At 65.9% G+C, this 12,812-nt stretch carries 9 protein-coding genes, 2 tRNA genes and 1 pseudogene; 10 read left to right on the forward strand and 2 right to left on the reverse strand.

Annotated features, from left to right (window positions below; genetic code table 11):
• Positions 1–62: 62 nt before the first annotated feature.
• The 3 genes from BLJ79_RS11260 to BLJ79_RS11270 all read left to right on the forward strand — a co-directional run bounded on the left by BLJ79_RS11260 (position 63) and on the right by BLJ79_RS11270 (position 3,102).
• Positions 63–1,088, forward strand: a complete 1,026-nt coding sequence (locus BLJ79_RS11260) for a lactonase family protein (RefSeq protein WP_071214818.1) — start codon at positions 63–65, stop codon at positions 1,086–1,088.
• Positions 1,089–1,100: 12 nt separating this feature from the next.
• Positions 1,101–1,826 (forward strand): esterase/lipase family protein, encoded by a 726-nt coding sequence (locus BLJ79_RS11265; RefSeq protein WP_071214819.1) that lies wholly within the window; start codon positions 1,101–1,103, stop codon positions 1,824–1,826.
• A 97-nt stretch (positions 1,827–1,923) separates the two neighbouring features.
• Positions 1,924–3,102, forward strand: coding sequence for a low temperature requirement protein A (locus BLJ79_RS11270; RefSeq protein ID WP_083411216.1), 1,179 nt, complete (start codon positions 1,924–1,926; stop codon positions 3,100–3,102).
• Positions 3,103–3,150: 48 nt separating this feature from the next.
• On the opposite strand, the gene BLJ79_RS11275 is transcribed toward BLJ79_RS11270, so the two are convergent.
• A tRNA-Arg gene (locus BLJ79_RS11275) sits at positions 3,151–3,227 on the reverse strand.
• Between the two features lie 667 nt (positions 3,228–3,894).
• Between BLJ79_RS11275 and BLJ79_RS11280 the strand changes: the two genes are divergently transcribed.
• The 6 genes and pseudogenes from BLJ79_RS11280 to BLJ79_RS22410 all read left to right on the forward strand — a co-directional run.
• Positions 3,895–5,220, forward strand: coding sequence for an ABC transporter substrate-binding protein (locus tag BLJ79_RS11280; RefSeq protein WP_071214821.1), 1,326 nt, complete (start codon positions 3,895–3,897; stop codon positions 5,218–5,220).
• A gap of 67 nt (positions 5,221–5,287) precedes the next feature.
• A complete protein-coding gene (locus BLJ79_RS11285) occupies positions 5,288–6,421 on the forward strand; it encodes a carbohydrate ABC transporter permease (RefSeq protein WP_071214822.1) in 1,134 nt (377 codons plus the stop codon).
• Positions 6,418–7,314, forward strand: coding sequence for a carbohydrate ABC transporter permease (locus BLJ79_RS11290; RefSeq protein ID WP_071214823.1), 897 nt, complete (start codon positions 6,418–6,420; stop codon positions 7,312–7,314). Before BLJ79_RS11285 ends, BLJ79_RS11290 begins: the two co-directional genes overlap by 4 nt.
• Positions 7,314–8,732 (forward strand): GH1 family beta-glucosidase, encoded by a 1,419-nt coding sequence (locus tag BLJ79_RS11295; RefSeq protein WP_071214824.1) that lies wholly within the window; start codon positions 7,314–7,316, stop codon positions 8,730–8,732. Before BLJ79_RS11290 ends, BLJ79_RS11295 begins: the two co-directional genes overlap by 1 nt.
• Before the next feature lie 80 nt (positions 8,733–8,812).
• Positions 8,813–9,838 (forward strand): LacI family DNA-binding transcriptional regulator, encoded by a 1,026-nt coding sequence (locus BLJ79_RS11300; RefSeq protein ID WP_286135355.1) that lies wholly within the window; start codon positions 8,813–8,815, stop codon positions 9,836–9,838.
• 13 nt (positions 9,839–9,851) lie between these two features.
• Positions 9,852–10,109 (forward strand): annotated as a pseudogene (locus tag BLJ79_RS22410) (DUF2804 family protein); the annotation flags it as partial.
• Between the two features lie 328 nt (positions 10,110–10,437).
• Here BLJ79_RS22410 and BLJ79_RS11305 read toward each other — a convergent pair.
• Positions 10,438–10,514, reverse strand: a tRNA-Arg gene (locus BLJ79_RS11305).
• A gap of 308 nt (positions 10,515–10,822) precedes the next feature.
• Between BLJ79_RS11305 and BLJ79_RS11310 the strand changes: the two genes are divergently transcribed.
• Complete coding sequence (locus BLJ79_RS11310; protein WP_071214911.1) at positions 10,823–12,652, forward strand: phosphoenolpyruvate carboxykinase (GTP); 1,830 nt, start codon at positions 10,823–10,825, stop codon at positions 12,650–12,652.
• The last annotated feature ends 160 nt before the right edge of the window (positions 12,653–12,812 follow it).

The raw sequence follows: 12,812 nt of genomic DNA on the forward strand, positions 1-12,812 counted from the left end.
GATCGGGCAACATTTCATCGCTGACCACCACATGGGCGGGGCGGCGGGGGAGGATTGGGGGTATGGACAAGCGGTTTTGGGTTGGCGGCTATTCGCCCGACGGCGGCGGAACTAGCCTTGGCATCCGGGCCATCGGGATCCGCAACGGCGTGCTGAACGACCTGGGCCTGGCCCACGCCGCCGATTCGCCGTCGTGGCTGGCAACCCACCCGACGCTGCCGGTGCTTTATGCGGCGCTCGAACACCGCGGAGAGGTCGCCGCCTACCGCATCCTCGGCGACGACCGGCTCGAACCCCTGGGCAGGCCCGTGCCGGCCGGGGAGCTGGTGTGCCATCTGGCCGTCGCGGCCGCATCCGGCACACTGGTTGCCAGCTGCTACGGGGACGGGAAGGTGCTCGCCTACCCGATCAACCCCGACGGGTCCCTGGCGGGACCGGCGACCGCACCGGCCTCGAGCGACCCCTTTGCCGTGCCGGGGCACCAAAGGCGCGCCTCTCGCTCGCACCAAAGCACGGTGCTGCGTTCGGGCCGGGTCATCACCACCGACCTGGGCCATGATTCGGTGCGGATCTGGGACCTGGTCGCAGGGGAGCTGCAGTTGCGCCAGCAGGTTGCATTGCGCAAGGGGGACGGCCCGCGGCACCTGGTAGAGCATCCCTCGGGACTCATCTATGTGGTGACCGAACACAGCGCCGAGGTCATCGCGCTGGGCGCCGATGCCGCCGGGCACTACGGGGAAGTCTCCCGGAGCACGCTGGGTGAATCGATCCGGGCCGGTGAGCATTTCCCGGCGGAGATCTCATTGGACCTGCCCACCAACCGGCTCTACGTCGGGGTCCGGGGTGCCCGGGTGATCGCGGTGCTGGGACTGAACGCCGGGCGTCCGGTCTTCCTGGGCAGTGCACCGTGCGCGGGGGAGTGGCCCCGGCACCACGTGCACGTCGGCAACTCCTTGCTGGTGGCCAACCAGCTTTCGAACACCATCGAGGCCATCGGGCTGGACTCCGCGGACGGGCTGCCCAACCGGCGTCTCAGCTCCCTGGCGCTGGAAAGCCCCACCTGCATTGCAGCGCAAGTGGACGTGTAGCGTGGCTGCCTGATGCGCCCGGGAAACCCGTGGTGGCGTTTGCTTGACTATTCCCATGCCGCGCAGGTCCAAGCCCGTTCGGTGTTTCGGCGGAGCGCGCCGAGGGATTTCGCCGCGGGGGATCCGGGGCTCCCGGCCGTCGTGCTGCTGCCCGGCGTGTACGAAACATGGCTGTTCCTCGAACCCGCGGCCGAGGGCCTTCGGCGGGCCGGGTACCGCGTCTTCACCGTTCCTGCTCTGGGATTCAACCACCGCTCCGTGCCCGAGTCCGCCGCACGGGTGCGCCGGCGCCTGGTGGAACTGGGCCAAACGCACGGCGTGGAGCAATGCCTGCTGCTGGCACACAGCAAGGGCGGGCTGATCGGCAAGCACGCGATGCTCGATGCCCTGCTGCCGCCGGAATCGGCACTCCGACCGGAGGGACCCGAGATCCGGGGGATGGTGGCCATCAATACCCCGTTTGCCGGATCCGTTTACGCCAGGTACCTCTTCCCGCGGGCCCTGCGGCAGTTCTCGCCCGGCGATGCTGTCCTGCTCTCCCTGCAGGCCCAGGTGGAGGCGAATGGGCGGATCACCTCCATTTTCCCTGAATTCGACCCGCATATCCCCGGCGGCAGCGCCTTGGCCGGCGGCACGAATGTGCGGCTGCCGGTGTCCGGGCATTTCCGGACGTTGAAGGATCCGCTGGTGCTGGCCGCCGTGAGCGACGCGGTCGCGACACTGGCCGCCGGCCGCTGAACGGGCCGGGCCGTACTCTGGTCCGCGGGGCCCCGGGGTGCCCATAATGGGCTGTCAGGCTTTCCGCTGCCGGTGAGGGAAAAGAGATGGGTGTCCGGTGTCTTCCACGGAATCCGACCCGCACCGAGCAGTAATTCCGGGAAGGGATGCCGGGGAGCATCGCCCCGCCGACTGGTACGAGTTGTTCTTCGACTTGGTCTTTGTGGTGGTCATTGCCGTTTCGGCGGAGGTGCTCGAACATGGGCCCACGCCGGGCACGGTGGCCGGTTTCGTGCTGTTGTTCTTTCCGCTCTGGTGGGCCTGGGTCAACTTGATGGTCACCAACAACCTCTATGGCCGGCGTTATGCCCCCATCGGGATGCTGGTGGTGGCCGCCATGCCGGGTCCGGCGGCGATGGCCGTCGCGGTCGCGGGAGGAATCTCCGGCAATGCCTGGCTTTACGCCCTCGGTGCCGTCTGGATCCGGCTGGTGCTGCTGCTGATGTGGATGACGGCCACGGTCCGCGGGGCGATCCGGGTGCCGCTATGGCGGACCCTGGGGTACAACGTGGGTACCGCCGCGCTGTGGTTGGGGTCGATCGCCGTGCCCGCTCCCTACCGCTATTGGATGTGGGCCCTCGCCGTGCTCGCCGAGATGCTGCTGCTGGTGCTGCGTGCCGGGTTCGCCTACGAGGTGTATGAGCAGGTCTCCATTCCCCACTTGCTCGAGAGGATCGGTCTTTTTGTTGTCATCGTGATCGGCGAGGCGGTGTATCTGGGTGTCACCGGGCTGATCGAGCATCCGAGCGGGGGTGGAGCCGCGGCGGCATTCTCCGGATTCGTGGCCTGCGCGTTTCTGGCCCGGGCGTTCTTCCACTGGGGCGTGCCGACGGCGGCCGCGGGACTGGGGGACGCCCGCCTGGCGCAATCCTATGGGGTCATGCGCGATGTCGTGATGTATTTGCCCTTCCTCGTGGTCACTGCCCTGTCATTTGTCTCGGCGGCCGTCGGCATTGCCGTGGAGCATGCGCAGGATCCGCTGGACCTGGAATCCAGGGCCCTGCTCGCGATGGGTGTTGGCGGCTACTACCTGTCCAACGCGTTGATTGCCCTGCGACTCGGGCGCCCGTGGCGGCGGGTGTTGCTGGTGCTGGGATTGGGAATTGCCTTGCCACTCGTGGCCTGCCTGCTCAGCTGGGCCCTGCCCGCCTGGTGCACCTTGGCCCTGGTTGCGCTGGCCCTGGGGGCCATCGACGGGGCGAACGCGTTGCTTTCCCGGCGCTGGTACGGGCGTTGATTCCGGCGTGAATGCAGAAAAGCCGCGATTTCTCGCGGCTTTTCGTCTTGGTGCGCCCAAAGGGATTCGAACCCCTGACCTTCTGTTCCGTAGACAGACGCTCTATCCAGCTGAGCTATGGGCGCATATGCAGTTGTCGGACCAGTCTTGCGACTTGACCTCGAACAACTATACATAGCTTTCGCTGGATGGTCGATCCGCGAGGTCGAATCGTGCGCGATCTCACGCTTTGCGCGCCGACCGCGCGGCAACGAGATCGGTCCCGGGGCCCGCAATCCCGGCCCATCGGGACATGCCGTCCTGTGTCTACCAACCGAGTCGGGGGCGGGTGCCGGACGGCTCGGAGCCGGCCGGTGCGTATCCGAGGGGGCCCGGCCCGCCGGAGCGGTGGATCGGGTGTGGACGGATCGAGGTGTCCGACCATGGGCCGCATGGGGGGAATCTGCAGTGCCGGGGTCGGGCTCTAGGTTGCCGTTTCGGACGGCCATCACTGGATCGCCGGCAGGGAAAGCCGCGTGATGGCCGGCGGCGATACCGGTGGCGCCGCAATTCATGGCCGGGCCGAAGCCGGATGCGTTGCACCCGGGGCGTTGACATTTGTACCGGGCCGTGGAATCTTGTATCTAGAAAGTTCGTGAGAGCGCTCACATTCAGGCTTGAGAGCGCTCTCAGGTTCGACGAATCCCCGGCCAGGTTTGCGAAGGGTGCTCGTCGGCGCAAATTGAGAGCGCTCTCAACAAAGTTCCACCACCATGTATTCGCAGCACCACCAACGCACTCAAAGGAGTGAACGTGAAGTTCTCACGCCACACTAGAACCGCCGCGGCCGTCGCCGGGGCAGCAGCTTTCGCGCTTTTGGCCGCAGGTTGCTCAACAGGCGCCTCCTCGGCGGAGCCCGCCTCGTCGGACAACCCGGTGACCCTGACCGTCACCACCTTCGGCACCATGGGTCTTGGCGACCTCTACAAGCAGTACGAATCCGACCACCCGGGCATCACCATCGAGGCCACCAACATCGACACCGGCGGAAACGCCCTGACCGATTGGAAGACCAAGCAGGCGGCGGGCTCGGGACTCGCTGACGTGCAGGCCGTCGAGGAAGGCTGGCTGGGGCAGGTCATGGCGGTCTCCGACGCCTTCACTGACCTGGGCCAGTATGGCGCCGCCGACATCAAGGACCGCTGGGTGTCCTGGAAGATGGACCAGGCCACCGATCCGGAAGGCCGGGTCATCGGCTACGGCACCGACATCGGACCGGTGGGACTTTGCTACAACAAGGACCTGTTCAAGGAGGCCGGCCTGCCGACCGACCGGGCCGAGGTCGCCTCGCTGCTTGGCGGGGACAACTCCACCTGGGCCGACTACTTCGAGACCGGCAAGAAGTACAAGGAAGCCACCGGCAACGCCTGGTACGACCAGTCGGGCTTCGTCTGGAATTCCATGGTCAACCAGCTGCCCGAGGGCTACTACCAGGCCGACGGAACGCTGGACGTCGAGGGCAACGCGGCCTTGGCCGAACGCTGGGGCGAACTCGCCGGCGGGGCCGCGGCCGGATTGTCTGCGGGCCAGACCCAATGGGACTGGGGCAAGGGCAAGGCATTTGTCGACGGTTCCTTTGCCACCTTCGTCTGCCCGGGCTGGATGCTCGGGGTCGTCCAGGGGCAGGTCGAGGCCGCCGGCGGAAACGCGGACTCCGGCTGGGACTTCGCCGACGTGTTCCCGGGCGGCGCCACCAACTGGGGCGGAACCTTCCTGACGGTGCCCACCCAGTCCAAGCACCCGGCCGAGGCCGCCGAACTCGCAGCGTGGCTCACCGACGCCAAGGCCCAGGTGGCCGCCTTCCAGGCCGCCGGAACCTTCCCGAGCGTGACGGCAGCCCAAGGCGATCCCGGTGTCAGCGGCAGCAACGCCTTGAGCAAGTTCTTCAACGACGCCCCGGTCGGGGAGATCCTGGCCTCGCGTGCCGAGGGAGTCAAGGCCCAGTACAAGGGCCCGAACGACTCGGTCATCCAGGAGCAGGTCTTCGGCCCGGCGACCATCGCACTGGACAAGGGAACCGACGGGACCACCGCGTGGAACGACGCACTGGCCACGCTGAAGAACCTCGACCTGAAATAGGCCACCGAACGGTTCGGGGCTCGGCATGGGCACCATGCCGAGCCCGGACCCCTGGGAGAAGAAACCAATGACCAGCACCCTCAGCCCGCCCTCGGGGCCGGCGCAAAAGCATGGCCCACGCTCCGGGAGAGCCCCGGTAACACCCAATGCCGCGGAAGCCCCACGCCCCCGCAGCGCGCTGCGCAGCAGGCTGGGGGCCCTGGATGTCAAGGCGTCGCCCTACCTCTACGTTGCGCCGTTCTTCATCCTGTTCGCCCTGGTCGGACTCTTCCCGCTGGTCTACACCTTCGTGGTCTCGATCAACGACTGGGACCTGCTTTCGGGTGCCGGGGAATGGGTGGGCCTGGAGAACTACGCGGCCGAGCTCACCGACCCCTACTTCTGGAATTCGCTRTTCAACACCTTCAGCATCTTCTTGCTTTCAGCCGTCCCGCAACTGGTCGCGGCAACCTTCATTGCCGCCCTGCTTGACCAGAACCTGCGCGCGAAGACCTTTTGGCGCATGGGCGTCCTGCTACCCTACGTGGTCACCCCTGTGGCAGTGACGCTGATCTTCTCCAGCGCCTTCGACGAGAAATACGGGCTGATCAACAACCTCTTGCAGATGCTCGACATCGACCCGGTCGGCTGGAAGTCCGAGGTCCTGCCCTCCCACCTGGCCATAGCCTCGATGGTGAACTGGCGCTGGACCGGCTACAACGCGCTGATCCTGCTGGCGGCCATGCAGGCCGTGCCTCGGGACCTGCACGAGTCGGCGTCGCTGGACGGCGCAGGGGCCCTGCGCCGCTTCTTCTCCATCACGCTGCCGGGCATCCGCCCGACCATGATCTTCGTGATCATCACCGCAACCGTCGGCGGCCTGCAGATCTTCACCGAACCCAAGCTCTTCAACCCCAGCAGCTCGACCCTCGGCGGGCCCAACCGCGAATACCAGACCACCGTCCTTTACCTCTGGGACCTGGCCTTCAACCGGGGAGACTTCGGCAAGGCCTCGGCCGTGGCCTGGTTGCTCTTCTTGATCATCATCGGCGTGGGACTGCTCAACTTCTTCATCTCCCGCTCGATCGCCTCGGCCGATGCGAAGCACCACGCCAAATCCGGCCGGACGGCCCGCCGGGCGGCCCGCCGGGCGGCACGGAAGCGCACGTTGCGGCGCGCACACGGGCAGGCCGCCCATGATTCGAAGGAGGATCCGTCATGAGCACCAAAACCGAGTTGTCCCCGGGGCACGGTACCCGGACCGCGCCCGCCAAGACCCGGCGCAAACGACCCCTTGGCATCGACAGGCGGCCGGGATTCCTCACCTACGGGTTGCTGATCGCCTTCTTCCTGGGCGGGGCCTATCCGCTGTGGTGGTCGTTTGTGACCGGCTCCGGCTCCACCGGTGCCTTCGCCGGGCCGCTGCCGCCGCTCTTTCCGGGAGACGCGTTCCTCTCCAACGTGGCCGAGGTCTTTTCGACCATCGACTTCTGGGCCGCCCTGGGCAACAGCGTCATCGTCTCAAGCGTCATCACGATCTCGGTGGTCGGTTTTTCCACGCTTGCCGGCTACTCCTTCGCCAAGCTGCCCTTCCGCGGAAAATCCGGACTGATGGTGTTTGTCATCGCGACGCTGGCGGTGCCCACGCAGCTGGGCATCATCCCGTTGTTCATGATGATGAAGGAATTCGGCTGGACCGGATCGATCGGGGCTGTCATGGTCCCCACGCTGGTCACAGCGTTCGGGGTGTTTTTCATGCGCCAGTACCTGGTTGATGTCATCCCCGACGAATTGGTCGAGGCCGCCCGCGTCGACGGGGCATCCATGATCCAGACCTTCTGGCACGTCGGGGTCCCCGCAGCGAGACCCGCCATGGMGATCCTGGGGCTGTTCACCTTCATGACGGCCTGGACCGATTACCTCTGGCCACTGCTGGTGGCCCCGCAAAACCCCACCTTGCAGGTGGCCTTGAGCCAACTGCAATCGGCCAAGTACGTGGACCACACCATCGTGATGGCCGGAGCCGTCATGGCGACCATCCCGCTGCTGCTGCTCTTCGTGCTGGCCGGCAAACAACTTGTATCAGGAATCATGGCAGGAGCAGTAAAAGGCTAATGGACATCAAAAAACTTCACGACTTTTCCTGGCCCCGAGACTTTTTGTGGGGATCGGCCACGGCCGCCGCGCAGATCGAGGGAGCCGCGCACGAGGACGGCAAGGAAGACTCCATCTGGGACGCGTTCGCCCGGGTCCCCGGGGCCATCGCCGGCGGCGACCACCCGGAAGTGGCGGTGGACCACTACCACCGGTACGCCCAGGACGTAGGCATAATGAAAGACCTTGGCCTGGATTCCTACCGGTTCTCCACCTCCTGGGCCCGGGTTGTCCCGGGTGGGCGCAGCGTCAATGCCAAGGGCCTGGACTTCTACAGCCGCCTGGTCGATGAACTGTTGGAGGCCGGAATCCTGCCATGGCTGACCCTCTACCACTGGGACCTGCCGCAGGCGCTGGAGGAGCGCGGAGGCTGGGCCAACCGCGACACCGCCCACCGCTTTGTGGAGTATGCCGAGGCGGTCCACGGCGCCCTGGGGGACCGGGTCACGCACTGGACGACCTTCAACGAGCCGCTCTGCTCCTCGCTGATCGGCTATGCGGCGGGCGAGCACGCGCCGGGCCGCAGGGAACCGCGCGCTGCGCTGGCGGCGATGCACCACCAGCACCTGGCCCACGGACTGGCAACCGCGCGGCTGCGCGAGGCGGGCGTCGAAAAGATCGGCATCACGCTGAACCTCACCAATGCGGTGCCCCACGACCCGAGCGACCCGGTGGACCTTGACGCCGCGCGGCGCATCGATGCGTTGTGGAACCGCATGTACCTCGATCCGATCCTGCGCGGCACCTACCCCGCCGACCTGCTCGAGGACCTCAAGGACCACGGCTTGGCGGAACTGATCCTGCCCGGCGACCTGGAAACCATCGCCCGGCCCCTCGACTTCCTGGGCGTGAACCACTACCACGACGACAACGTCAGCGGGCATCCGGCCGGCGCGGACGCGGCCGGCGCGGTGGTCCCCACCGACCGGCCCAAGAGCTCGCCCTTTGTCGGCAGCGAACACGTCTCCTTCCCCGCCCGCGACCTGCCGCTGACCGCCATGGGCTGGGAGGTGAACCCCGCCGGGCTGCGCACGTTGCTGAACCGGCTCACGGCCGACTACCCGAACCTGCCGCCGCTGTACATCACGGAGAACGGTGCGGCCTTCGAAGACGCGGTGGAACCGGACGGGAGCGTGGCCGATGCCCGGCGTTCGGGCTACATCACGGAGCACATCGGGGCCGTTGCCGAAGCCATCACGGACGGAGCCGATGTCCGGGGCTACTTCGTCTGGTCGCTGTTGGACAATTTCGAATGGGCCTGGGGGTATGAAAAGCGTTTCGGCATAGTCCGCGTCGACTACGACACGCAGGAGCGAACCATCAAGGACAGCGGGCTCGCCTACGCCAAGCTGATAGCGGCGAGCCGTACACTGGCATGAACCGGGTGCCGCGGATGCTTGACGCTCCGCGGCACCTCTCCGTCGCCGCGACGGGGACACGGACTTGTCATGGAAGGGGCATGGGAGCAGCAATGGGCGATCCAGCCAAGCAGCAGCCGACCCTCGAGCTCGTGGCGGCGCGGGCGGGGGTCTCACGCGCAACCGTCTCCCGGGTCGTCAACGGATCGCCCAACGTCAAGGCCGAGGTGATCGAGCAGGTCAACCGGGCCATCGCCGAACTCAACTACGTCCCGAACCGGGCAGCACGCTCGCTGGCCAACGGACGCACCAATTCCATCGCCTTGGTGATCCCGGAGAACGCCGCCAGGTTCTTCGCCGACCCCTACTTCGCCACCGTCATCCAGGGTGCCGCGATGTACCTGGCCGACACCGAATTCACGCTCACGCTGCTCATCGCCACCGAGGCCGATCCCGCCAAGACCGGGAGGTACCTGCGCGGCGGGAACGTCGACGGCGCGCTGATCCTTTCCCACCACAGCGACGACCGCTCCTACGTGGAACTGGCCGGATCGCTGCCGATGGTCTTTGGCGGCAGGCCCATGAGCAAGGAGACCGGCCCCGTGCACGTGGTGGACGTGGACAACGTTGCCGCCGCCGCCACCGCAACGCGAACCATCCTGGAATCGGGCCGCAGCCGGGTGGCCACGATTGCCGGTCCGCAAAACATGGGAGCCGGGCAGGATCGCCTGCGGGGCTGGCGGGAGGCCCTCGATTCCGCAGGGCTGGATGCCGACCTGGTGGAGTTCGGGGACTTCACCCCGTCCGGGGGAGAAGCCGCCATGACGGCGCTGCTCGAGCGCGGGCAACCGCTGGACGGGATCTTCATCGCCAGTGCGCAGATGGCCTTCGGTGCACTGAAGGTCTTGCATGAGCGCGGGATCCTGGTGCCCCGGGACGTCTCGATCACCACGGTGGACAACGACTCCTATGCGCAAAGCGCGTCCCCGCCGCTGACCACCGTCGCGCAGCCCGCCGAGCGCCAGGGTGCAACCATGGCCAAGCTGCTCGTGGAATTGATCTCCGGCGGGAAGGTTCCGGAACGGACCATCATCCCCACCGAGCTGATCAAGCGCGGATCGCACTAGAGTTTCCGGCCGGCGGCACAAGACCAGCGAGGAACTCGACTGGCACCACGATACTGCCGATTGGCTGGCGCCCTGGCGGATCTCCGGGCAGAACGTGGAACTGGAATTCACGTCGTTCCGGGACAGGACGAGCCGCACCGAGCAGCTGCTCGTCGCCAGCCGCGGCCACCAATGCTTTGGGCATTTCACCGGTTCGGTGCTGGTCGAGGAGCGCCGGGTCCGGATTGACGGACTGCTCGGTTGGGCCGGGGAAATGCACAACAGGTGGTAGGCCACGAGCCTCCGGAAGAAACGTCAACGCCCAGACACTGGCTGGTCGAAACCGGTGCCCCGGCCCCGGCAATCCGACTCCATGAGTTGGATTCGGACGTGTCCGCGGCCTTTTCGTGAAGCCATTGGCCGCCCTCGAAGTGGCGCCACGGACCGCTTTCGACCCGCAGTTGACCGTGAGGCAAGTCGCGCACGGGTGCGGTGGAATCGAGTCGATCCAGAAGGGCCTGTGAAGCAAGGGCAGCAGCGCCACTTGGGTCGGCAACGCCCGGGGAATGGCCGGCCTGGAGGAAATGCGAAAGGCCACGATTTCTCGTGGCCTTTCTTCTTGGTGCGCCCAAAGGGATTCGAACCCCTGACCTTCTGTTCCGTAGACAGACGCTCTATCCAGCTGAGCTATGGGCGCATATTCTATTTTCGGTACCAACCTCGCGGTTCGACCTCGAATAACTATACAGACGAATGCCTGCCACGCAAAATTCGGGGGAGTGAACGGTGGGCTGTCTTCGAGTGGCGTTGCATGAAGTATACCGGTCTACGTGTCCTTCGTCACTTTTGTGGTTTGATGGGGGAGGGGCAATGCCCGTGAAGCCGGGCTTTTCGTTGAAGCTAAACCAAATTTGCGAAATTTTTGGGATCCGGGTCACATGGGCCCGGGATTTCCGCCCAATAGCATCGAATCATTGCAAATTCAGCCCAATGGAGGGAATGGACATGAGCGAGAGCTCGGACCAGAAGGTCATCGACGCAGCACCGACCACGCACGCAAAGCTAGCCGCTTGGGTGCAGGAAGTCGCGGAACTGACGAAGCCTGACCGTGTCTATTGGGTGAATGGCACGCAGGAGGAAAACGATCGCCTGACCGCCGAGCTGGTTGAGAGCGGAACGCTGAAGAAGCTGACCGACCCTTCGTTCCCCAACTCCTTCGCTGCCTTCTCCGACCCCAAGGACGTTGCCCGCGTCGAGGAGCGCACCTTCATCTGCTCGGAAAACGAGAAGGACGCCGGCTTCACCAACAACTGGGAAAACCCGGTCAAGATGAAGTCGATGCTCAAGGGCCTGTTCGACGGCGCCATGCGCGGCCGCACCATGTACGTCATTCCGTTCGTCATGGGCCCGCTGGATGCCGAGCAGCCGCAGTACGGCGTGGAAATCACCGACTCGGCCTATGTTGTCGCCTCCATGCGCATCATGGCACTCATCGGCGACAAGGTCCTGCGCCAGATCGAGGCAGAGGACGCATTCTTCGTCCCCGCACTGCACTCGGTCGGCGCCCCGCTGGCCCCCGGGCAGGCGGATGTGGCTTGGCCGTGCAACGAGGACAAATGGATCGTGCACTTCCCGGAAGAGCGCTCCATCTGGTCCTACGGTTCGGGCTACGGCGGAAACGCTCTGCTGGGCAAGAAGTGCTACGCGCTGCGCATCGCCTCGGTCATGGCCCGCGACGAGGGCTGGCTGGCCGAGCACATGCTTATCCTCAAGTTGACCAGCCCGGAAGGCAAGAGCTACAACATTGCCGGAGCTTTCCCGTCTGCCTGCGGCAAGACCAACCTGGCCCTGCTGGATCCGACCATCGAGGGGTGGAAAGCCGAGACCCTGGGCGATGACATCAACTGGATGCGCATCGGCAAGGACGGCGAGCTTCGCGGCGTCAACCCGGAATACGGCCTGTTCGGCGTGGCTCCGGGCACCGGTTGGTCCAACAACCCCAACGCCATGAACGCCATCACCAAGGGCAACTCGATCTTCACCAACGTTGCACTCACCGACGAAGGCGGCGTGTGGTGGGAGGGCATGACGGACGAGGTCCCGGCACACCTGACCGACTGGTTGGGCAACGACTGGACCCCTGAGTCCGGTCGCGTCGCGGCACACCCGAACTCCCGCTTCTGCACCCCGATCGACCAGGTCGACATGCTCTCGCAGGAGTACTACAGCCCGGACGGCGTGGAGATCCACGCGATCCTCTTCGGCGGCCGCCGCAAGACCACCATCCCGCTGGTCACCCAGGCCCGCAGCTGGGCCCACGGCATCTTCATGGGTTCGACCCTGTCCTCGGAAACCACTGCCGCTGCAGCCGGTGCCGTGGGCGTGGTCCGCCGCGACCCGATGGCCATGCTTCCGTTCATCGGCTACAACGCCGGCGACTACCTGAACCACTGGGACTCGATCGAGTCCAAGGCCAACCCGGAGCGCCTGCCCAAGATCTTCCTGGTGAACTGGTTCCGCCGCAACGCCGACGGCGGCTTCGCCTGGCCCGGGTTCGGTGACAACTCCCGCGTGCTGAAGTGGGCCATCGAGCGCATCGAGGGCAAGGCCGACGCCGTGGAGACCCCGATCGGCTTCGTACCGACCGGCGACTCGATCGACCTGACCGGTCTGGACATGACCCCGGCCGACGTCGAGGCCGCCGTGGTCGTCGACAAGGGCGAATGGGCCACCGAGCTGGCAAGCATCGAGGAGTGGTACGCCAAGTTCGGCGAGGCGCTTCCCGCCTCGCTGCGCGCCGAGCTTGATGGCTTGAAGGAGCGCTTGGGAGCCTAGCGTTCCCGGCACGGCAACCTTCGTGAAGGGCCCCGCTGCCATCACCCGCCACCCGGTTACGGGATGGCTGGGGATGGTCGGCGGGGCCCTTCCGTTTCCCCTTCCAGGGTCCCGGCGTCGGCCTCATCGCCAGTGGTCGGGCACGGTTTCGACAGCAAAA

Source organism: Arthrobacter sp. UCD-GKA (genome assembly GCF_001863355.1).
GTDB lineage: Bacteria > Actinomycetota > Actinomycetes > Actinomycetales > Micrococcaceae > Paeniglutamicibacter.